The sequence below is a fragment of the Streptomyces nitrosporeus genome, assembly GCF_008704555.1.
GTDB classification, from domain to species: Bacteria; Actinomycetota; Actinomycetes; order Streptomycetales; family Streptomycetaceae; genus Streptomyces; species Streptomyces nitrosporeus.
Genome location: NZ_CP023702.1, coordinates 5,975,499 through 5,996,445 on the forward strand (window position 1 = coordinate 5,975,499; position 20,947 = coordinate 5,996,445).

Consider the following 20,947-nt stretch of genomic DNA (forward strand, 5'->3'; position numbering starts at 1 on the left):
GCCCCCACCCACCACACCACCGAGGAGCCCCACCGCATGACCGCCGACGCGCACGCCGCCCCCTCGCCGGAGCTGAACTTCGACACGCTCCCGCCCGAGGTGCAGCGGCTCAAGGAAGAAGCACGGGAGTTCGCACAGGACATCGTCGCGCCCAGGGTCCAGGAACTGGACCGGGCACCGGCCGAGGACTTCGACTGGGACGTCGTACGCCGCGGCCACGAGATCGGCCTGACCCGGGCCGCGGTCCCCTCCGACCACGGCGGCCTCGGCGTCGGCATGCTCGGGGTCGCGGTCGCCCTGGAGGAGGTGGCCGCCGTGTGCCCGGGCACCGCACTCGTCTTCGGCGCCACCATGCTCGGCCAGGCCCCGCTCCTGCTCTCCGGCGACCCCCGCCTCCAGGCCCGCTACCTGCCGCTGTTCTCCGGTGACGAGCCGGTGCTCGCCTGCAACGCGGTGACGGAGGAGGACGCCGGCTGCGACCTGATCATCCCGGCCAACGCCGTCCACGCGCGCAACGTCATGACCGCACGGCGCGACGGCGACAGCTATGTGCTCACCGGCAGGAAGCGGTTCATCACCAACGCCCGCTTCGCCGCCTTCGCCTCCGTGTTCGCGAACATGGAGGGCAGCCCGGGGGCGAGCGGGCTCACCTCCTTCATCGTGCCCCTGGACCTCCCCGGAGTGGTCCGGGGACCGGTCGCCGACAAGATGGGCTACCGGGCCTGCCTGGGCAGCGAGCTGGAGTTCACCGAGGTCCGCGTCCCCGCCGAGAACATGATCGGCGGCGAGGGCGAGGGCATGGCCATCAACATGGCCCAGAGCAACATGGCCCGCGCGGCCGTCGCCGGCATCTCCACCGGCGTGGCACGCGGCGCGCTGCGCCAGGCCGTCGACTGGGCGGGCGAACGGGTACAGGGAGGCCTGCCGCTGCACCGCCACCAGTTCACCGCGGCGAAGCTGGCGGACATGAGCGCCAAGGTGGACGCCGCCCGGCTGCTGTACCTGCACGCGGCGAACACCGTCGACACCCAGCTCCCGCCCCCCGTCTACGAACCCGCCGTCGCGAAACTCTTCGCCGACCGGGCGGCCATCGAGGTGGCCGACGCGGCGATGTCCCTGGTCGGCGCACGCGGCTACCTGCGCTCCTACGGGGTCGAGAAGATGCTGCGGGACGCCTACGGCACACGTGTCTACGAGGGCACGCCCGAGGTGCTCGCGCTCGCCGTCACCGAGAGCCTCTACACCGAGGACGACGCCGAGTGAACGCCGACCTGCCCCGCCGCGCGAAGAGTGACGGGCCCGCCGGCCGTACCACCGTCCCCACCTCCGCCGACCCCGTCGGCTCGCGTGCGCTGCGCTACGTCGCCGACATCATCGAGCTGCACGAGCGGCTCAGCTACCGGCAGCTGCCCGCGGAGATCACCGGCACCCCGATCTACCACGCCCAGGACCCGCACAGCGGACTGGTCACCCTCACCGCGCGGGACAGTCAGTTCCCCACCCGCTACCTCAGGGGCATCCTCGGCTTCCGCCTCGCCCAGTACCTCCGGCTGAGCTGGATCTCCGCCGACCTCGTCTACCGGACGGCCGCCTACCACGAACCGCTGCCCCGGCCCGGCGGCCTGGAGAGCATCCACACCGTCACCCTCTGCTCGCGCACCGGGAGGATCCGCGGATACGTCGGGCTGAGCTGCTCCACGGACGCGGTGAGCCTGCCCCTCGACTCCCCCCGCCGCGCCCTGTTCCCGACCGAGACCGCCCACGGCATCGACCTGCTGGGACAGTACGCGCGGCCCGGCCTGGGAACCCACCAGGCGTTCGAGCTCAAGCGCTTCCTGCGGGACCAGGCGATGCCCCTCGGCATCCAGCACGACCGGGTGCCGTGGCACCTCATGCTGGGCATGGGCGAAGCGATGGTCCAGCTCGGCGACTCCATCCGCCTCGTGCTCGGCGACGCCAAGGAGCACGTGGCCCTGCGCCATCTGCGGCTGGCCGGCTTCGACCTCCGGGTCGTCGAGGGCACCGATCCGAGCCTGCCCCCGTCGGACCCGCTCGCCCCCATCTACCGCCAGGACGTCCTCGCCAAGCCCTTCGTCGCCCCGGTCCCCGACGACCTGCCCTGGTACGCCGACGTCGTCCGCTCCTACCTGGACGGCACCAGCGACCTCACCTCGTACCACGCGATGGTCGCCAGGCTCGCCGCGCGCAGGCAGCGGACCGACGGCCCCCTGATCCCCCGACAGCGCGGAGGTACGGCATGACACCGCACGGCATCGGCCGGACGGACGACGACGCGGAGTCGGTGCCGCACAGCGCCTTCTACGAGGAACTGACCATCCGGAACACCGGCGTCGTCCGGGCCGGCGCACAGCGCGCCCTGCGCCGGGCGACCGTCCTGGTGGCGGGATGCGGGTCGATCGGCGGGGCCGCGGTGGAGCCGCTGACCCGGCTCGGCGTCCAGCGCTTCCTGGTGGCCGACCCGGGGACGTACGAACTGAACAACCTCAACCGGCAGAGCGCGGTCGCCGCCGACATCGGCCAGAACAAGGCCGCCGGCGCGGGCGAGCGGATCATGGCGATCAACCCGCACGCCCGGGTGACCGTCTTCACCGAGGGCGTCACCTCCGAGACCGTGCAGCGGCTCACCGCGCCCGCCCAGCTGATCATCGACGGGGTGGACGTCACCACCGGTGAGGGGTGGCGGGCCAAGCACCTGCTGCACCGGGTGGCCGCCCAGCGGAAGGTCCCCCTCATCACCGGCTGGGACATGGCGGGCACCCAGTACGTGCGCTGCTACGACTACCGCAGGATCCGTGAGCCCTTCGACGGCGACATCACCCTGGCCGACATCGAGCGCATGGACACCTGGGACCTCCTCAGGCGTGCCGTGCCGCTGCGCCGGGTGCCGGCCGAGATGCTCGCGGAGATCCGCGCGAACCACACGAAGGCGGACTACAGCTTTCCCCAGGTGGCCTACACCGCGACGGCGTTCGGGGTGCTGAGCTCCTACATGGCGGTACGGCTCCTCGCCGGGGCCCCGGTACGCCAGGAGATCAGCGTCGATGTGCACCAACTCGCCAGGCCCCTCGGGCCGCGCTGGCTGAACCGGCTGCGCCGGCCGGTCGAACTCGCGGCCCTCGTCCCGCCGATGCTCCGCCTCGTACGCGGCGCCGGCAGGCACTGAACCGGTCCGCACCCGGCGGCTCCGGCGGCCGGCCCGCTCCCCACGGGGCCGGCCGCCGGTGGTCGGTGCGGCCGTACGCCCACCACCGGGAAAGCGGCACACCACTCGGAAGAGGTCAATCATGCGTGTCCCGAACCGGAACGTGCTGTGGACGTTCCTGTGCTGCGGCCTGGCCGTGGCCATGGTGTCCCTCGACAACCTGGTCGTCATCACGGCCCTGCCGGCCATCCGCGAGAGCCTCGGCGGCGACATCCAGCAACTCGAATGGACCGTCAACGCCTACACCCTCACCTACGCCGTCCTGATGCTGCCCGGCGCCGCCCTCGGCGACCGGTTCGGCCGGCGGCGGATGTTCGTCATCGGCCTGGGCGTCTTCACCGCCGCGTCCGCGGCCGCGGCGCTCGCCCCCGACATCGGCGCTCTCATCGCGGCCCGGGCCGTCCAGGGCCTCGGAGCCGCGGCACTGATGCCGCTCAATCTGACCCTGCTCACCGCGGTGGCCCCGGCGGCCCGCCGCGGCGCCGTCCTCGGGGCGCTCAGCGCCGTCGAAGGACTGGCCATCGCGACGGGCCCGCTCCTGGGCGGGGTGATGGTGGAACACCTGACCTGGCAGTGGATCTTCTGGATCAACGTGCCGATCGGGCTGCTCCTCCTGCCGCTCGGCCGGTGGAAACTGGCCGAGAGCCGCGGCAGCCACGCCCGGCTGGACCTCACCGGGACGGTCCTGGCCGGCACCGGACTGTTCGGCATCGTCTTCGGCCTCATCCAGGGGCCCACGGACGGCTGGACGAGCACCGGGGTCCTGACCGCGCTGACGGGCGGCACCCTGGTCCTGGCGGCCTTCGTCGTCTGGGAGCTGCGGACCGAGATGCCGATGTTCCCGATGCGGCTCTTCCGCCACCGGACCTTCAGCGGCATGAACGCGGCGGGGCTCCTGATGTTCGCCGGGATGTTCGGCTCGGTCTTCCTGCTCACCCAGTTCTTCCAGGGGCCGCGGGGCTACTCCCCGATGGAGGCCGGACTGCGCATCCTGCCCTGGACCATGGTGCCCGTGTTCGTCGCGCCGCTGGTCGGATTCCTCTCCGACCGGATCGGCGGCCGTCCCATCGTGGCCCTCGGACTGACCTTCCAGGCGTGCGGCCTGGGCTGGATCGCGTTCCGCATCTCACCGGAGGTGAGCTACGCGTCGCTGGTCCCGGCCCTCGTCCTGTGCGGACTCGGCATGACCTTCTACTTCTCCCCGACCGCGAACCTGGTGATGAGCGCGGTCCGGGCCGAGGACCGGGGCATGGCCTCGGGGTCGGTCAACGCGCTCCGCGAACTGGGCGGCGTCCTCGGGGTCGCCGTACTGGCCTCCGTGTTCACCGCCCACGGCGACCTCACCACCCCGGACAGGTTCACCGACGGCATGGTCCCCGCGCTGTGGCTCGGATCCTGCATCGTCGCGGTGGGCGCCCTGGCGGTCCTCGCGACCCCGAGGCACCCGCACCGGCGGGCGGCCGCCGGCAAGGACTCCGGGGCGAGCGCACCGGAACCCGAAGGCGCCCCGGCCTGAACCCGCCCCGACCGGTGGACCGCCCCCGCCCCCGCCCCGCTCCGGCCCCGGTGCGGCCGCCACGGCGTGATTCCACGCCCGAGAGAACGGAGAGACCGATCACCGCACCCGTCCGTGTCCTGCTCGTCGACGCCCGCTCCATCACCCGCGCAGGCATCCGGGCCGTTCTGGAGCAGGACGAGACCATCGCCGTGGCGGGGGAGGCCAGCGACGCCGCCGGAGCCGAGCGTGAGACGGCGGGCGCCGGCCCCGACGTGCTGCTCGCCGACGCCCAGTCACCCGGACTCGACGTGATCGGCATGGTCACCGCGCTGGCCACGCGGTTCGGCGCCGGCATGCCGGGCGTCCTGCTGATGACCCAGCACACCGACGAGGCCGCACACCAGGCCCTGCGGGCCGGCGCGAAAGGCGTGGTGCTGAACCGCGCCACGCCCCGGCAGCTGCTGGCCGCCGTCCACATGGTCGCGGCGGGCTACGCGGTCCACGCGGGCCCCGGGCCGTCCGGTCATCCGGACCGGGGCGACGGGCCCTGGCCGCCGGCGGGCTGCCGCCCGGGAGCGGGTCCGGAACGCGCACGCGCGGAACTGCTGACCCGGCGTGAACGGGAGGTGCTCCGGCTCCTCGCCCGCGGCCTCAGCAACGCCGAGATCTCCGCCGAACTCGTCCTCGGCGAAAGCACCGTCAAGTCACATGTGCAGCACCTGCTCGACAAGCTCCGGCTGCGCAACCGGGTGCACGCGGTGATCTACGCGCACCGGACCGGGCTGGTGCCCGCCGGGTGCGCCTGCCCCGGCCCGCGGCAGCCCGCCGAGCCGTGACCGTGCCGTCTTCCGGCACTTCTCGCGGTGCCCCTGCCGAGGACCGCGCCGGCAGGGGCACCGCGCTCAGGCCGGCCCCTCCAGCAGATAGCCCCGCCGGCTGGCGGTGCGCAGACGCAGCCCCAGGGGCAGGACCCGGCGGCGGATCCTCATGACGTGCAGGTCCAGGGCGTTCCTGCTCGCCGTGCTGTTCCGGGTACTGAGCAGGGCGAGCAGTTCATGGCGTGACACCAGGCTCCCGAAACGCTCCACAAGAGGCCGTAGCAGGTACATCTCGGTCGGGGACACGGGCACGACCCGGCTGCCGTACCTGAGCAGCCCGTCATGGTCCAGGGCCGGCACGTCACGCGACGCGGCCCTGGCGCGCAGCGCCGAGACCCGCGCGGCGAAGTCCTCGCGGGTGATGGGTGAGCGGACCCAGTCCTCCCGCGCGTCGGTGGACATCGGGGGCGTCGCCCCGTTCTCGATCACCAGCAGGCGCAGGGCGCCCGTACGCCGGTGATGCTCCAGCCTCGACGCTTCGAGAGGCCAGCGGACTACATGGACCTTCTCCTCGACCGAGGCCGTCCGGACCGTCGTGATCTGCGACATGAATCTCCCTTTCTTGGATTCTGCGGGAGAACGAAAAATCTCTGTAAATAACCCTCGGGTGTACCGGCCGCTCATTCTGTTTTAGCGTGTGCCGAGGTTGAGGGGTGAATGTGGGAACTGTTTCCCGCAACGTCCTACTTTACTATGCAGCATTCCTGAGGCTGATGGCAATCAGCAATAGCCGAAGGAATTGTACGACAAGTCGGAAAGTATTCGATCACGGTTCTGAGGGCGTCGCACTTCTCTCCCGGGAGGTGCGGTGAACCTCTACTCCCGTACAGGCAGGGGGAGTTCACTCTCCTCCTCAAGGGTGACGGCTCCCCTGAAAGGAGGAGTGGAAAATCAGCTGAATATCTGAAGCGGCCTCCGGTGGCGCACGCATAGGTTGGGCTCCGGTGGCAGTGCGGACGCCCTGCCACCGGTAAGCGTGCCGAGTCCCCGGCATTCCTTCGGACTGCTGATCGAACGGCTTTTTCAAGCCATGCAGGGTGTAAATTGAATTCAGGAGGCGGTATGAGTACGACCGTGGAAACCAATTCCGGTGGACACGTGGACGGAGCGGCCCCCACCCTCGCCCGTGACCCCGCGCAGGTGGCAGCCACCCGCGATCTGCTGCTGGCCGTGATGGCCCTCACCGCAGCCGGCCTCAGCAGCCGCGCCGGGCGCCCGGCCCCGTCGCCCGAGGGAGCCTCCCGTGCCGCGTACGCCGGGTGAGACCCCGGCCGGGCCGACCGCCCGGCAGAAGCGCGAGGTGCTGGTGACGGGCATGGGGGCCACTACCCCGCTGGGCGCCGACACCACCACCACCTGGGAGGGGCTGCTGGCCGGCCGGTCCGGTATCTCCCGGATCGACGCCCCGTGGGCGGCTGGGCTCCCGGTCCGTATCGCGGGCCCCATGGAACAGGACCCGTACACCGCGGTCGAGCGGATCCGGCAGCGGCGGCTGGACCGCAGCCAGGCGGCGGCCCTGGTCGCCGCCGAGGAGGCGTGGTCCGACGCGGGGCCGCCCGAGGTCGATCCCGCCCGCTTGGCGGTCGTGGTGGGAACCGGCATCGGCGGCGCGCTGACCATACTGGACCAGAACGACCGGCTCAGGGAGCACGGACAGCGCAGCCTCTCCCCGTACACGGTGCCCCGGCTCATGCCCAACGGCGCCTCGGCGGTGGTCAGTCTGGCCGTCGGGGCCCGTGCCGGCACCCACGCGCCGACCAGCGCCTGCGCCTCCGGCGCCGAGGCCATCGCGGTGGGCGCCCTGCTGATCCGGGCCGGCCGCGCCGACGTGGTCCTCGCCGGCGGCACCGACGCCTGCCTCCATCCCCTCTCGCTCGGCGCGTTCGCCCGGATGCGGGCCCTGTCCCTGCGCAACGACGCCCCCGACCGCGCGTCCAGGCCCTTCGACCGGCGGCGGGACGGCTTCGTGATGGCCGAGGGGGCGGGCATGGTGGTGCTGGAACGGGCGGAGTTCGCACAGGCGCGGGGCGCCCGCGTCCACGCCGCGCTGGCCGGCGCCGGCGTCACCTCCGACGCCCACGACATCACGCTGCCCGACGCCCGGGGCCAGGCGCGCGCCATCGGGGAGGCGCTGCGGGACGCCGGTCTGACCGGCCGGGACATCGGCCACGTCAACGCCCACGCCACCGGTACGCCCCAGGGGGACGTCGCCGAGTCCCGGGCCGTCCGCGCCGCGGTGGGAACGCACCCGGTGGTCACGGCGGCCAAGTCCGCCACCGGCCACCTGCTGGGCGCGTCCGGTGCGGTGGAGGCGATCCTCACGGTGCTGGCCCTGAAGAACTCCGTCGTGCCGGCAGTACGCAACCTGGAGGAGGTGGGGGACGGCATCGAACTGGACCTGGTGACCGGGCTGCCCCGCACAGCCGGCGCCACCGCGGCCCTGTCGACGTCCTTCGGCTTCGGCGGCCACAACGTCGTGCTGGCCTTCACCCGTGTCTGACCACCGCACGAGCCGCCGTACGGGTCTTCGGCCGGACCGCCGCACGGACGGCCCGCCGGAACGCACCGCACCCGGCGGGCCCCCGGACCCGTGCAGGCTGCGCTGGCTGTGCGGAACCCGCCTACCGGGCGGCGGTCCGCTCCCGCACCGCGACGAGGAGGGCCGCCACCTCGTCCGGGTGGGTCAGCTGCGGGTAGTGGCCCGCCGACGCGATCTCGGTGACCGGCAGACTGCTCGGCTCCTCAAGCGGGTCCAGCGCCCCCACGACCAGCTCCACCGGGCAGGCGACCTGCCCCAGGGCCTCACGCAACGGCCCCCGCTGCCGGTACGCGGAGCGGAGGGCGGCGACCACCCGGAGCGCCGCCCCGGCCCGCCGCAGGTTCGCCACCGCCCCGTCGAGGGAGCCGTCGTGCGGCAGGCCGAGCGAGTCGGCCAGCCGCTCGGCCGACATGGTGCGCAGGACCGGCACGGCGAGCGGGGAGCGCGTCGGCCACGAGGACGCCGGCTGGAGGAAGGCGGGGGAGACGAGCACCAGCGCCCCGACCCGGTCCGGGTACCGCAGCGCGTACCGCAGGGCCGGCCCGCAGGAGTACGAATGAGCGACCAGGACCGGCCTGCCCCGCACCGGGGCGAGGAGCGCCGTCAGCCACGCGTCGTGCGACTGGCGGGGCAGCCCGGACCGGCCGAACCCCGGCAGATCGGCCGCCAGGGTGCGCCCGCCCGTCCGGGCGGCCACCGGCGCCCAGGAATCGGCGTCGACCGGCAGCCCGTGCAGGAACACGTGGTCCGGGGCCTCCCGGTCGCCCGTCACCCACGTCCGGTCCGCCCCGACCTGCTGGAACCCGTACGGAGGGGCCGGCGCCGGGGACAGGCCGAAACGGGAGGCGACCAGGTCGTCGGCCCACCGGCGCAGGACCTCGTGCACCGGAGGCATCTCCAGCCCCGCCGACTCGGCGAGACTCCGGGCGGACGAGGTGTCGTAACGGTCGGTGGAGAGGAAGGAGAGCGTCTCCGGGTCGGCCTTGGTGACCGCGCGGGGCAGCCGCTTCAGGACCTCGACGGGGACGGAGCGGCGCGGGGCGGGCACCCCCATGTGCTCCGCCAGGAAGGCGATCAGCCCCGGCAGCGCGGGCGTCGCCTCGTCGAGCAGCCAGTAGGTGCCCTCCGCGCTTTCCGGCTGCCCGGGGAGGGAGGCCAGGAACCGTACGAGATAGCCGAGTTCGACCACGGGCAGGAAGACGTCGGGGCCCCCCGGCAGGGCGGCGAGCCGGCCCCGCCAGAGCTGGCCGACGAGATCGGCGAGCCCGACGTACTGGCCGGGGCCGGCCACGGTGGCCGGGTTCACGACGGTCAGCGGGACGCCGAGTTCGCGGGCGCGCCCGCGGACCGCCGCGTCGCCCTCCCGCTTGGACGCCTCGTACGCGCCGTCGCGCGCGTAGTCGGGGCGGTCCGCACCGGCCGCGGCCATGCGGTAGCCGCTGATGTGCACCAGCCGGCGCAGCCGGGGCCGGGCGGCCGCCCACTCGGCCACCCGCACGGCACCGGTCACGTTGACCGCCCTGGCCTCATCGGGGGACATCCCGAAGGCGAACCGGGCGGCCGTGTTGTACACGTCGCGGACCTCGTCCAGGCCCTGCTCCGGCAGGCCGAGCCCGGGCCGGGTGATGTCCGCGGTGAGGACGGTGAGCCGGCCGGTGGCGGCACCCCGGTCGGTGAGCCACCGGGTCAGCCGGTCGCCGCCGCCGTGCACGGCCGCGGCGACCTCCTCGCCGCGGCCGAGGAGTTCCAGGACCAGCGAGCGGCCGATGAAGCCGCCGGCGCCGAAGACAACGGAGTTCACGGGCATGCCATCTCCTTGCGGCCGGGCACGGGTGACGACGTCCCACGTGTCGGAGGGGGGCCGAGCGGGCTCACGGGCCGCCCGGGCACGACGCCTGCCACCGTACAGGGGCCGTCACTCGCTGTGAACGACACCGTTCGCGGCACCACCCGAACGCGCCGTGGCGTACGCCGTCCCCCGGCGCCTGCCGCCGGCCCGCCCGCCGGACCGGCCGACGGCAGGCGCCGGGAAGGCGGCGGGGTACGCCAGGGAACCGGCCGGCGCGCCCGGAGCCCGCCAGACGGAAGGTCTTTCACCCCAACGGATGACACACCACTCAGGCTCGCGCGCCACCCGGCCGCGAGAAACCGTCCGGGAGGCACCTCCATGCGGTTCCCGTTCCCCCACACCGGCCGCCCCGCCCACACCACCCGCCCCGGCCGCGCCCTTCCGCGCCGCTCGCTGCGCAGGGCGGCGGTCCTGCTCGCCGTGCTCGGCGCCCTGCTCCCCGCCGCCGCCGGCGCCGCCCCGTCCGCCCTGGCCGGCCATCCGGCACACCCGCGTGCCGCCGCTCCCGCGAGCGAGGCCGACGGGGGCGACGGGGCCGACTGGAAACGCGCCTTCCTCGCCTCCGTCGACCACCCCGACGCCCCGCCGCCCGGAGCGGACGACCCCGGCTGCCGCCCCGACGCCCGGCACCCCCGGCCCGTCGTCCTCCTCCACGGGACCTACGAGAACGCCTCCAGCAACTGGAGCCATCTCTCACCCCGGCTGAAAGCCGACGGCTACTGCGTCTTCGCCGCCAACGTCGGCGCGCCGCCGGGCGACGTCCTCAAGGGCCGGGCCGCCGTCCCGCTGTCCGCCCGGGAACTCGCCCGCTTCGTCGACCGGGTGCTCGAACGGACCGGGGCCCGCCAGATCGACCTCGTCGGCCACTCCCAGGGCGGCGGGATCCTGCCGCGCCAGTACCTGAAGTTCGCCGGCGGCACCGACCCCGCGGACCCCGCCCGCAACAAGGTGCACCACCTGATCGGCATCGCCCCGGCCAACCACGGCAGCACCGTCTCCGGACTGGCGACCCTCGCCCAGCGGCTGCACGTCCTCGCCCCGGCAGCCGCCATCGGCGGGCAGTCACTGGCCGACCAGACGATCGGCTCCGCGGTGAACCTGAGGCTCGACGCGGGCGGCGACACCCTGCCCGGCGTCCGCTACACCACGGTGGTCACCCGCCGGGACCTGATGGTCACCCCCTACGAGCGCCAGTACCTCCACCCCGCGCAACCCACCCACCCGGTCACCAACCTCACCCTCCAGGACATCTGCCCGCAGAACCGCACGGGCCACATGGGCACCCCCTACGACCCGCTCGTCGTCCGGCTGGTACGCAACGCCCTCGACCCCTCGACCGCCCGCCCGCCGGAGTGCGCACCCACCACCGGATCGGACTGAACCCCCGGGAACACGAACGGCCCGGCCCGCCCCGAAGGGCGGACCGGGCCGTGGCCACGCGTCCCCGTCAGACGGCCGCGGGCCGGTACAGCGTCCGCGGCAGCAGGGAGGCCGCTGCCGTGTCCAGCAGCCACAGGGTGCGGTCGAGACCGTACGCCCCCGCCGCCGGGGCCTGGATCTCCCCGGCCCCGGACAGCGCGGTCCGGACCGCCTCCGCCTTGTCCTCGCCGGCGGCGAGCAGCCACACCTCGCGCGCCGCCCGGATGGCGGGCAGCGTGAGCGAGACACGGGTGGGCGGCGGCTTCGGGGCACCGTGCACCCCGACGACGGTGCGCCCGGTCTCGCGTACCGCCCGGAGCTCCGGGAAGAGCGAGGCCACATGGGTGTCCGGGCCGACACCCAGCATCAGGACGTCGAACGCCGGTACGCCCCCGTGGTCCCCGGGCCCGGCCGCCTCGGCCAGCCGCTGCGCGTACCCGGCGGCGGCGGCGTCCGCGTCGTCGCCGTACGGCCCGTCGGAGGCGGGCATCGCATGGACCCGGGACGGGTCCACCGGCACCGCGTCCAGCAGAGCCGCACGGGCCTGGGTGACATTGCGCTCCGGGTCGCCCTCGGGCAGGAAACGCTCGTCGCCCCACCACAGGTCGAGCCGCGACCAGTCGACCGCGTCCCGGGCCGGAGCGGCGGCCAGCGCGGCCAGCAGGCCGTTGCCGTTGCGCCCGCCGGTGAGGACCACCGACGCGGTCCCGCGGGAGGACTGGGCGTCCACGACCGCGGTGATCAGCCGGGCGGCGGCGGCCTGGGCCATCAGCTCCTTGTCGCGGTGCACGACGAGCTGCGGAGCGCTCACTTGGACGCCGCCTTCTTGACCGCCGCCCGCTTCGCCGCGGGAGCGCCCGCGCCCGCGGCAGCGGCCGGGGGCTTCTGCCCGGCGTCGGACGCCGACGCCCCGTCGGGCCCGCCGAGGCGTTCCACCCCGAACTTCACCGTCGACGCGTAGATGTTGTCCGGGTCCAGCCGCCGGAGCTCCTCGGCGAGGAGTTCGGCGGTCTCCCGCCGCTTCAGCGCGACCGCGCGGTCGGGCTGGCCCACCATGCAGAGCGTGGCGAGCGAACCGTCGGCCCGGTCCAGGACGATGGCGCCCTTCTTCGTCTCCATCCGGACCGCCGTCAGCCCGGGACCGCCGGACAGGGTGCGCTCCACCGGGATGCCCAGGCGGTCCGCCAGCCACATGGCCAGCAGCTCGCAGCTCGGGTTGTCCGACTCGCCCTCGACCGTCGCCGAGACGATCTCGGCCGGCTGCTGGTCGAGCGCCGCCGCCAGCATCGAGCGCCACGGCGTGATCCGGGTCCACGACAGGTCGGTGTCGCCCGGCTGGTAGGTCGCCGCGCGCACCGCCAGCTCGTCGAGCGGGTGCTCGGCCGAGTAGGTATCGGTGATACGGCGCTGGGCGAGCGCGCCCAGCGGGTCCTTGGCCGGGTCGGCGGGAGCGTCCTCCGGCCACCAGACCACCACCGGGGCGTCCGGCAGCAGGAGCGGCAGGACGACCGACTGGGCGTGGTTGGCCAGCTCGCCGTGCAGGCGCAGCACGATCGTCTCGCCCGAGCCCGAGTCGGAACCGACCCGGATCTCGGCGTCGAGGCGCGCGTCGCGCCGGGCGCGCGGCGAACGGCTGACCCGCTTGATCACCGCGATGATCCGCGAGGGGTGCTCGCGCGAGGAGTCGCCCGCCGCCTTCAGGGCGTCGTAGGCGTTCTCCTCGTCGGTGACGATCACCAGGGTGAGCACCATGCCGATGGCCGGCGTACCGATCGAACGGCGCGCCGAGATCATCGCCTGGTTGATCTTGCTGGAGGTGGTTTCCGTGAGGTCGATCTTCATGGCCGGCGCCAGCTCCGTCCGTCGCGTGCGAGCATCTCGTCCGCCTCGGCCGGACCCCAGGTTCCGGCCGGGTACCGGGCGGGCTTTCCGTGCTTGTCCCAGTACTCCTCGATCGGGTCGAGGATGTTCCAGGAGAGCTCGACCTCCTGGTGGCGCGGGAAGAGGTTGGCGTCGCCGAGCAGTACGTCCAGGATGAGCCGCTCGTACGCCTCCGGGCTGGACTCCGTGAAGGACTCGCCGTACGCGAAGTCCATCGTGACGTCCCGCACCTCCATGGACGTGCCCGGCACCTTGGAGCCGAACCGCACCGTGACGCCCTCGTCCGGCTGCACCCGGATGACCAGGGCGTTGCCGCCCAGCTCCTCCGTGGCACCCGACTCGAAGGGCAGGTAGGGGGCGCGCTTGAAGACGACCGCGATCTCCGTGACCCTGCGGCCCAGCCGCTTGCCGGTGCGCAGGTAGAAGGGCACGCCCGCCCAGCGGCGGTTGTTGATCGTCAGCTTGACCGCGGCATAGGTGTCGGTCTTCGACTTGGGGTCGATGCCCTCCTCCTGGAGGTAGCCCGGCACCTCCTCGCCGCCCTGCCACGCGTGCGTGTACTGCCCGCGCACCGTGTGCTTGCCGAGGTCCTCCGGCAGCTCCACCGCGGTGAGCACCTTCAGCTTCTCGGCGACCAGGGCCTTGGGGTGGAAGGAGCCGGGCTCCTCCATCGCCGTCAGCGCCAGCAGCTGGAGCAGGTGGTTCTGGATGACGTCACGGGCCGCGCCGATGCCGTCGTAGTAACCGGCCCGGCCGCCGATGCCGATGTCCTCGGCCATCGTGATCTGGACGTGGTCGACGTACGACCTGTTCCAGACCGGCTCGAACATCGTGTTGGCGAAGCGCAGCGCCAGGATGTTCTGGACCGTCTCCTTGCCGAGGTAGTGGTCGATGCGGAAGACCTCGTTCGGCGGGAAGACGTCGTGCACGAGCTGGTTCAGCTCCTGCGCGCTCTCCAGGTCGTGCCCGAACGGCTTCTCGATGACGGCCCGCCGCCAGCTGCCCTCCGTCTGGTCGGCCAGCCCGTGCTTCTTGAGCTGCTCGACGACCTTGGGGAAGAACTTCGGCGGCACCGAGAGGTAGAAGGCGAAGTTGCCGCCCGTGCCCTGGGCCTTGTCGAGCTCCTCGATCGTGGCCCTGAGCGTCTCGAAGGCCACGTCGTCGTCGAAGTTGCCCTGGACGAAGCGCATCCCCTGGCTGAGCTGCTGCCAGACCTCCTCGCGGAACGGGGTGCGGGCGTGCTCCTTCACCGCGTCGTGGACGACCTGCGCGAAGTCCTCGTCCTCCCAGTCGCGGCGGGCGAAGCCGATGAGCGAGAAGCCCGGCGGCAGCAGGCCGCGATTGGCCAGGTCATAGACGGCAGGCATCAGCTTTTTACGGGACAAATCGCCCGTGACGCCAAAAATCACCAGCCCCGACGGCCCCGCGATACGCGGGAGCCGCCGGTCCTGGGCGTCACGGAGCGGGTTGGCTCCGGGAACACCAGACAAGGTGGTCAGCCCTTCGAAGGAGCGAGGCGGTCGAGCTCGGCCCCGGTCGACTTGAGCAGGTCGTTCCAGGCGGCCTCGAACTTCTCGACGCCCTCGTCCTCGAGCAGCTGCACGACGTCGTCGTAGTCGACGCCCAGCTCCTTGATCGCGTCGAGGTCGGCACGCGCCTGGTCGTAGCGGCCGCCGACGGTGTTGCCGGAGATCTCGCCGTGGTCGGCCACGGCCTCCAGGGTCGCCTCCGGCATGGTGTTGACCGTGTTCGGGGCGACGAGGTCGTCGACGTACAGGGTGTCCTTGAGGGACGGGTCCTTCACGCCGGTCGAGGCCCACAGCGGGCGCTGCTTGTTGGCGTGCGCCTTGTCGAGGGCGGCCCAGCGGTCGCCCGCGAAGACCTCCTCGTACGCCTCGTAGGCCAGCCGGGCGTTGGCCAGGGCCGACTTGCCCTTGGCGGCCTTCGCCTCGTCGGAGCCGACCGCGTCCAGCCGCTTGTCGATCTCGGTGTCCACGCGGGACACGAAGAACGAGGCCACCGAGTGGATCTCGGAGAGGTCCAGGCCCGCGGCCTTGGCCTTCTCCAGACCCGCCAGGTAGGCGTCCATGACCTCGCGGTAGCGCTCCAGCGAGAAGATCAGCGTGACGTTGACGCTGATGCCCCGCCCGATCGTCTCGGTGATCGCCGGCAGGCCGGCCTTGGTCGCCGGGATCTTGATGAGCGTGTTCGGCCGGTCCACCAGCCAGGCCAGCTGCTTGGCCTCGGCGACCGTGGCCGCCGTGTCGTGCGCCAGGCGCGGGTCCACCTCGATGGAGACCCGGCCGTCCTGGCCCTCGGTGGCGTCGAAGACGGGGCGCAGGATGTCGGCGGCGTCCCGCACGTCCGCGGTGGTGATCATGCGGATGGCTTCCTCGACCGTCACCTTGCGGGCGGCGAGGTCGGCGAGCTGCTGCTCGTAGCCGTCGCCCGAGGAGATCGCCTTCTGGAAGATCGACGGGTTGGTCGTGACACCCACGACGTGGCTCTGGTCGATCAGTTCGGCGAGGTTGCCGGAGGTGATCCGCTTGCGAGACAGGTCGTCCAGCCAGATCGCCACGCCCTCGTCGGAGAGGCGCTTGAGTGCGTCTGTCATGAGAATTGCATCTCCTACTAGTCGTATAACGGCGTCAGCGCGCGGCGGCCGCGAGAGATTCCCGGGCGGCGGACGCCACGTTCTCCGCGGTGAAGCCGAACTCGCGGAACAGCACCTTCGCGTCGGCCGAGGCGCCGAAGTGCTCCAGCGACACGATCCGGCCCGCGTCACCCACGTACCGGTACCAGGTGAGGCCGATGCCGGCCTCGACGGCGACGCGCGCCTTCACCGACGGAGGCAGCACGCTGTCCTTGTAACCCTGGTCCTGCTCCTCGAACCATTCGACACACGGCATGGAGACCACACGGGTCGGCACACCGGCCGCCTGGAGCTCCTCGCGGGCGCCCACGGCCAGCTGGACCTCGGACCCGGTGGCGATCAGCACGACCTCGGGGGCGCCGCCCTCGGCGTCGAGGAGCACGTAACCGCCCTTGGCCGCGTTCTCGTCCGCCGGGTAGGCGGGCAGGCCCTGGCGGGACAGCGCCAGACCGTGCGGGGCGCCCTTGCCGAACACCTTGGTGTGGCGGCGCATGATCTCGCGCCAGGCGGTGACCGTCTCGTTGGCGTCGGCCGGGCGCACGACGTTGAGGCCCGGGATGGCGCGCAGCGAGGCCAGGTGCTCCACCGGCTGGTGGGTCGGGCCGTCCTCGCCGAGACCGATCGAGTCGTGCGTCCACACGTACGTCACCGGCAGGTGCATCAGCGCGGACAGGCGCACGGCGTTGCGCATGTAGTCGGAGAACACCAGGAAGGTGCCGCCGTAGATCCGCGTGTTGCCGTGCAGCGCGATGCCGTTCATGGCCGCGGCCATGGCGTGCTCGCGGATACCGAAGTGGATCGTGCGGCCGTACGGGTCGGCCTCCGGCAGCGGGTTGCCCGCCGGCAGGAAGGACGACGTCTTGTCGATGGTGGTGTTGTTCGAGCCCGCGAGGTCGGCGGAGCCGCCCCACAGCTCGGGGACGACACTGCCGAGCGCCTGAAGGATCTTGCCGGAGGCCGCGCGGGTGGCGACGCTCTGGCCCTCCTCGAAGACCGGGAGCTTCTCCTCCCAGCCGGCCGGGAGCTCGCCCGCGGCGATCCGGTCGAACTCGGCGGCGCGCTCCGGGTTGCCCGTCCGCCACGCGGCGAAGGACTTCTCCCACTCCGCCCTGGCCTCACGGCCGCGGTCCAGCGCCCGGCGGGTGTGCCCGATGACCTCGTCGGAGACCTCGAAGCTCTGCTCCGGGTCGAAGCCGAGGACGCGCTTGGTGGCCGCGACCTCGTCGGCGCCCAGCGCCGAACCGTGCGAGGCCTCGGTGTTCTGGGCGTTCGGGGCCGGCCAGGCGATGATCGAGCGGGCCGCGATGAAGGAGGGGCGCTCCGTCTCGGCCCTGGCCGCCTGGAGCGCCTTGTAGAGGCCCTCGGGGTCCAGGTCGCCGTTGGGCAGCTGGTCGACGCGCTGGACGTGCCAGCCGTAGGACTCGTACCGCTTGACGGTGTCCTCGGAGACGGCGGTCTCGGTGTCGCCCTCGATGGAGATGTGGTTGTCGTCCCACAGCAGCACGAGGTTGCCCAGCTTCTGGTGGCCGGCCAGCGAGGACGCCTCCGCGGAGATGCCCTCCTGGAGGCAGCCGTCACCCGCGACGACCCACACCATGTGGTCGAAGGGGGAGGTGCCGGGGGCCGCGGCCGGGTCGAAGAGGCCGCGCTCGTAGCGGGCGGCCATGGCCATGCCCACCGCGTTGGCGACACCCTGGCCCAGCGGGCCGGTCGTCGTCTCGACACCGGCGGTGTGGCCGTACTCCGGGTGACCCGGCGTCCTGGACTCCCAGGTGCGGAAGGCCTTGAGGTCGTCCAGCTCCAGGCCGTACCCGGCGAGGTAGAGCTGGATGTACAGGGTCAGGCTGGAATGGCCCGCGGACAGGACGAAACGGTCACGCCCGGTCCACTCGGGGTCCGCCGGGTCGTGGCGCATCACCTTCTGGAAGAGGGTGTACGCGGCGGGAGCCAGGCTCATGGCCGTACCCGGGTGGCCGTTTCCGACTTTCTGTACGGCGTCCGCGGCCAGGACGCGGACGGTGTCCACGGCCCGCTGGTCCAATTCGGTCCACTGGAGGTCTGTGGTGGTCGGCATGGTGCTCACCCTGAGTCAGGGCTCCTCTCCGATGTCGTAAACCGGTGACTGGTTGACCGCACCGGGCAAGGCCGAGCCTACCCCCGTCCGAAGGCCCGGCTTCTGCCCTTTCCACAGTGCGGGCGACCTGCGGAGTTTCGTGTGACGTATGAGCGCGGCCGCTCACTTCTGCGCCCCCTCAACACGACCCCACCCCCGCGAAGAGCGGCGTATGCGCAACGTCTACAGTGGTCTGGTTCGCGCAAGTCCTTACCGGGCGCCACCGTGTCCGGGAGCTTGCTGGGATTTCTCTGTCAGGGGTGTGCGTGACGGCCGTCGAGTCCCGACCCGCGGGGGTCGCCTTGACTCCGAGCCCGGCGGGCCAGCGCCCGTTCGCGGCCCGCATCAAGGCATTCGTGGCGCTTACCAAGCCGCGCATCATCGAGCTGCTGCTCATCACCACCGTTCCGGTGATGTTCCTCGCCGCGCAAGGTGTGCCCGACCTGTGGCTCGTACTCGCCACCACCGTCGGCGGATATCTCTCCGCCGGTGGAGCGAATGCGCTCAACATGTATATCGACCGGGACATCGACGCGCTGATGGACCGTACGTCGCAGAGGCCGCTGGTCACCGGGATGGTGACGCCCCGTGAGTGTCTGGCCTTTGGAATCGCCCTCGCGGTGATTTCCACGGTCTGGTTCGGACTTCTCGTCAACTGGCTCTCGGCGGCTCTCGCACTCGGCGCACTTCTGTTCTATGTCGTCGTCTACACGATGCTGCTGAAGCGCCGCACCTCGCAGAACATCGTCTGGGGCGGAATCGCCGGCTGCATGCCCGTCCTCATCGGATGGTCCGCCGTGACCAATTCGATGTCCTGGGCCGCGGTCATTCTTTTCGCCGTCATCTTCTTCTGGACGCCGCCGCACTACTGGCCGCTGTCGATGAAGGTCAAGGACGACTACGCCCGGGTCGGCGTCCCGATGCTCCCGGTCATCGCCTCCAACCGGGTCGTCGCCCGCCAGATCGTCCTCTACAGCTGGGTGATGGTCGCCGTCTCGCTGCTGCTGACGCCGCTCGGCTACACCGGCTGGTTCTACACGGCGGTGGCGCTGCTGTCCGGAGGCTTCTGGCTCTGGGAGGCGCACGGCCTGCAGAACCGGGCGAAGGCCGGGGTGACCGGTGCCAAGCTCAAGGAGATGCGGCTGTTCCACTGGTCCATCACCTATGTGTCGCTGCTCTTCGTCGCCGTCGCGGTGGACCCCTTCCTCAGGTAGACCCGCAGACAGCTCCGCCGACGGGCGGGGGACGTGGCCCAGGCCACGCCCCCCGCCCGTCGCCACGTCATCTACCCGTCGGTAGCATCCTGTGCATGGCTAAGACCGCAGAGCAGCAGACGGACGACAGCAGGCAGGCGGCCCGCGCGGAGCGCAAGGCCGCCCGGCTCGCCAAGCAGATCGACTCCTTCGCCAAGGCGCACGGCGGGGCCGAGGGCCAGCTGGCGTACATCGGCCAGACGGGCACCCGCATCGTCCTCGTCGGCGAGGACGGCGGCTGGGGCGACCTGGTGGCCCCTTCGTACGCCGTCGCCGAGAGCGCCACGCGCAAGGCCGGCATCACGATGCACGAGGACTTCGACGGGGAGTTCGCGGCGAAGGTCCGCACCGGGCCGTACGAGTGGTCCCGGATGGCGGGCATCCAGGTCGGCGGCCCGTCCAACGGCTGAGCGCCCCGCTTCCCGGCCCCTTCGGGCAGGCGCCCGCCCGGCCACGCGAGAGCCCCCGCCACCACGCCCCTTCCGGGGCCGGTGACGGGGGCTCTCTCCGCCGGGTGCGGGGTGTCAGGCCGCGGGCGCGTGCTCCGGGAGCTCCTGTGCGGCGGGGCCGGGCACGGCGGTGTCCGGGGCCGCCGGGCGCTCGCGCAGCGACAGCAGCACCCGCAGGACCGCGATCCACACCAGGCACGAGCCCAGCATGTGCAGGCCCACCAGGATCTCCGGCGTGTCCAGGAAGTACTGCACGTACCCGATGACGCCCTGGGCCAGCAGGACGAGGAAGAGCTGGCCGGCCCGGCGCCGGGGGACGGCCGGAGCGTCCACGGCCTTCAGCACGAACCACAGGGCGACCGACAGGGCCACCACGATCCACGCGAGGTCCGCGTGCAGCTGCGAGACCAGCTTCCAGTCGACCGGGATGCGGTGGACGTCGCTGGAGTCACCCGCGTGCCTGCCCGCGCCGGTCACGACCGTACCGACGGCGACCAGCAGGCCCGTGGCCACGACCAGCAGCCAGGTCAGCTGCGAGACCGCCTTGCCGACCAGGGGCTTCGGCTCGGCGTCGCCCTCGTCGATGCGGTACCAGGTCAGTACGGCGACGGTGATCAGGGCCGTGGAGAGCAGGAAGTGGGCCGCGACGGTGTACGGGTTCAGCCCCACCAGGACGACGATGCCGCCGAGCACCGCGTTGCCCATGACGATCCAGAACTGGAGCCAGCCGAGCCGGGTGAGGCTGCGCCGCCACGGCACGGCCGAGCGGAGCGCGATGATCGCCCAGCCGACCGCCGCGCACAGGACGTAGGTCAGCATCCGGTTGCCGAACTCGATGGCGCCGTGCAGGCCCATCTCGCTGGTCGCCGTGAGGCTGTCGTCGGTGCACTTGGGCCAGGTGGGGCAGCCGAGGCCGGAGCCCGTCAGCCGTACGGCACCGCCGGTGACCACGATGACCACGGCCATCACGATCGCGGACATGGCGGCACGGCGGACGATCCGGTGGGACGGCGTCCAGCGTTCGGCGATGAACTGGAGCGGGTTCCGCGTGGCTTGAGCGACTTCGGCTCGGGTCAGCTTGGGCACGGGCACCATGGTAAGCGGCGGCTTGTGCAAGGTTTCACGAGGGGGACGAGTCGGCCCGAACCGTCACCCGCCGAGAGGGCCGGGGGCACCGTCGGTCACTTCCGGC

Annotated in this window: 18 protein-coding genes; 10 read left to right on the plus strand and 8 right to left on the minus strand. The window is 72.3% G+C overall.

Going from position 1 to position 20,947, the window contains the following annotated elements; translation table 11 throughout:
* Positions 1 to 36: 36 nt before the first annotated feature.
* The 5 genes from CP967_RS26345 to CP967_RS26365 all read left to right on the plus strand — a co-directional run bounded on the left by CP967_RS26345 (position 37) and on the right by CP967_RS26365 (position 5,557).
* On the plus strand, positions 37 to 1,263 hold the full coding sequence (locus CP967_RS26345) for an acyl-CoA dehydrogenase family protein (RefSeq protein ID WP_150490361.1): 1,227 nt from the start codon (positions 37 to 39) through the stop codon (positions 1,261 to 1,263).
* On the plus strand, positions 1,260 to 2,261 hold the full coding sequence (locus CP967_RS26350) for a hypothetical protein (protein WP_150490362.1): 1,002 nt from the start codon (positions 1,260 to 1,262) through the stop codon (positions 2,259 to 2,261). The genes CP967_RS26345 and CP967_RS26350 overlap by 4 nt, the downstream gene beginning before the upstream one ends.
* The gene (locus tag CP967_RS26355) at positions 2,258 to 3,184 is read left to right on the plus strand and encodes a HesA/MoeB/ThiF family protein (RefSeq protein WP_150490363.1); all 927 of its coding nucleotides are present in this window, start codon (positions 2,258 to 2,260) and stop codon (positions 3,182 to 3,184) included. Before CP967_RS26350 ends, CP967_RS26355 begins: the two co-directional genes overlap by 4 nt.
* Before the next feature lie 121 nt (positions 3,185 to 3,305).
* Complete coding sequence (locus CP967_RS26360) at positions 3,306 to 4,739, plus strand: MFS transporter (protein WP_150490364.1); 1,434 nt, start codon at positions 3,306 to 3,308, stop codon at positions 4,737 to 4,739.
* A gap of 50 nt (positions 4,740 to 4,789) precedes the next feature.
* Positions 4,790 to 5,557, plus strand: coding sequence for a LuxR C-terminal-related transcriptional regulator (locus CP967_RS26365; RefSeq protein ID WP_208838878.1), 768 nt, complete (start codon positions 4,790 to 4,792; stop codon positions 5,555 to 5,557).
* A gap of 66 nt (positions 5,558 to 5,623) precedes the next feature.
* Here CP967_RS26365 and CP967_RS26370 read toward each other — a convergent pair whose 3' ends face one another.
* Entirely contained in the window at positions 5,624 to 6,148 is a 525-nt protein-coding gene (locus tag CP967_RS26370) for a winged helix-turn-helix domain-containing protein (RefSeq protein ID WP_150490365.1), read from the minus strand.
* 513 nt (positions 6,149 to 6,661) lie between these two features.
* Here CP967_RS26370 and CP967_RS26375 point away from each other — a divergent pair.
* Both CP967_RS26375 and CP967_RS26380 read left to right on the plus strand, forming a co-directional pair.
* The gene (locus CP967_RS26375) at positions 6,662 to 6,862 is read left to right on the plus strand and encodes a hypothetical protein (RefSeq protein WP_150490366.1); all 201 of its coding nucleotides are present in this window, start codon (positions 6,662 to 6,664) and stop codon (positions 6,860 to 6,862) included.
* Complete coding sequence (locus CP967_RS26380) at positions 6,843 to 8,099, plus strand: beta-ketoacyl-[acyl-carrier-protein] synthase family protein (RefSeq protein ID WP_268253017.1); 1,257 nt, start codon at positions 6,843 to 6,845, stop codon at positions 8,097 to 8,099. Before CP967_RS26375 ends, CP967_RS26380 begins: the two co-directional genes overlap by 20 nt.
* 121 nt (positions 8,100 to 8,220) lie before the next feature.
* On the opposite strand, the gene CP967_RS26385 is transcribed toward CP967_RS26380, so the two are convergent.
* Positions 8,221 to 9,945, minus strand: a complete 1,725-nt coding sequence (locus CP967_RS26385; RefSeq protein WP_150490367.1) for an alpha/beta fold hydrolase — start codon at positions 9,943 to 9,945, stop codon at positions 8,221 to 8,223.
* A 360-nt stretch (positions 9,946 to 10,305) separates the two neighbouring features.
* Between CP967_RS26385 and CP967_RS26390 the strand changes: the two genes are divergently transcribed.
* A complete protein-coding gene (locus tag CP967_RS26390) occupies positions 10,306 to 11,367 on the plus strand; it encodes an esterase/lipase family protein (protein ID WP_150490368.1) in 1,062 nt (353 codons plus the stop codon).
* Between the two features lie 67 nt (positions 11,368 to 11,434).
* Here CP967_RS26390 and pgl read toward each other — a convergent pair whose 3' ends face one another.
* Genes pgl through tkt form a run of 5 tightly spaced genes read right to left on the minus strand, consistent with a single transcriptional unit; the run spans position 11,435 to position 18,023 of the window.
* Positions 11,435 to 12,217, minus strand: a complete 783-nt coding sequence (gene pgl / locus CP967_RS26395) for a 6-phosphogluconolactonase (RefSeq protein ID WP_150490369.1) — start codon at positions 12,215 to 12,217, stop codon at positions 11,435 to 11,437.
* Complete coding sequence (gene opcA, locus CP967_RS26400) at positions 12,214 to 13,248, minus strand: glucose-6-phosphate dehydrogenase assembly protein OpcA (RefSeq protein WP_150490370.1); 1,035 nt, start codon at positions 13,246 to 13,248, stop codon at positions 12,214 to 12,216. Before opcA ends, pgl begins: the two co-directional genes overlap by 4 nt.
* On the minus strand, positions 13,245 to 14,777 hold the full coding sequence (gene zwf, locus CP967_RS26405; protein ID WP_150490371.1) for a glucose-6-phosphate dehydrogenase: 1,533 nt from the start codon (positions 14,775 to 14,777) through the stop codon (positions 13,245 to 13,247). The genes opcA and zwf overlap by 4 nt, the downstream gene beginning before the upstream one ends.
* A 5-nt stretch (positions 14,778 to 14,782) precedes the next feature.
* On the minus strand, positions 14,783 to 15,901 hold the full coding sequence (gene tal, locus CP967_RS26410; RefSeq protein ID WP_150490372.1) for a transaldolase: 1,119 nt from the start codon (positions 15,899 to 15,901) through the stop codon (positions 14,783 to 14,785).
* Between the two features lie 34 nt (positions 15,902 to 15,935).
* Positions 15,936 to 18,023: a transketolase gene (gene tkt / locus CP967_RS26415; RefSeq protein ID WP_150490373.1), complete on the minus strand. Its 2,088-nt coding sequence runs from the start codon at positions 18,021 to 18,023 to the stop codon at positions 15,936 to 15,938.
* Positions 18,024 to 18,313: 290 nt separating this feature from the next.
* Here tkt and CP967_RS26420 point away from each other — a divergent pair, with 290 nt between their 5' ends.
* Both CP967_RS26420 and CP967_RS26425 read left to right on the plus strand, forming a co-directional pair.
* The gene (locus tag CP967_RS26420) at positions 18,314 to 19,267 is read left to right on the plus strand and encodes a heme o synthase (protein ID WP_167535443.1); all 954 of its coding nucleotides are present in this window, start codon (positions 18,314 to 18,316) and stop codon (positions 19,265 to 19,267) included.
* Between the two features lie 95 nt (positions 19,268 to 19,362).
* Complete coding sequence (locus CP967_RS26425; protein ID WP_150490374.1) at positions 19,363 to 19,716, plus strand: hypothetical protein; 354 nt, start codon at positions 19,363 to 19,365, stop codon at positions 19,714 to 19,716.
* Positions 19,717 to 19,830: 114 nt separating this feature from the next.
* On the opposite strand, the gene CP967_RS26430 is transcribed toward CP967_RS26425, so the two are convergent.
* Positions 19,831 to 20,850, minus strand: coding sequence for a COX15/CtaA family protein (locus tag CP967_RS26430; protein ID WP_150490375.1), 1,020 nt, complete (start codon positions 20,848 to 20,850; stop codon positions 19,831 to 19,833).
* Positions 20,851 to 20,947 lie beyond the last annotated feature (97 nt).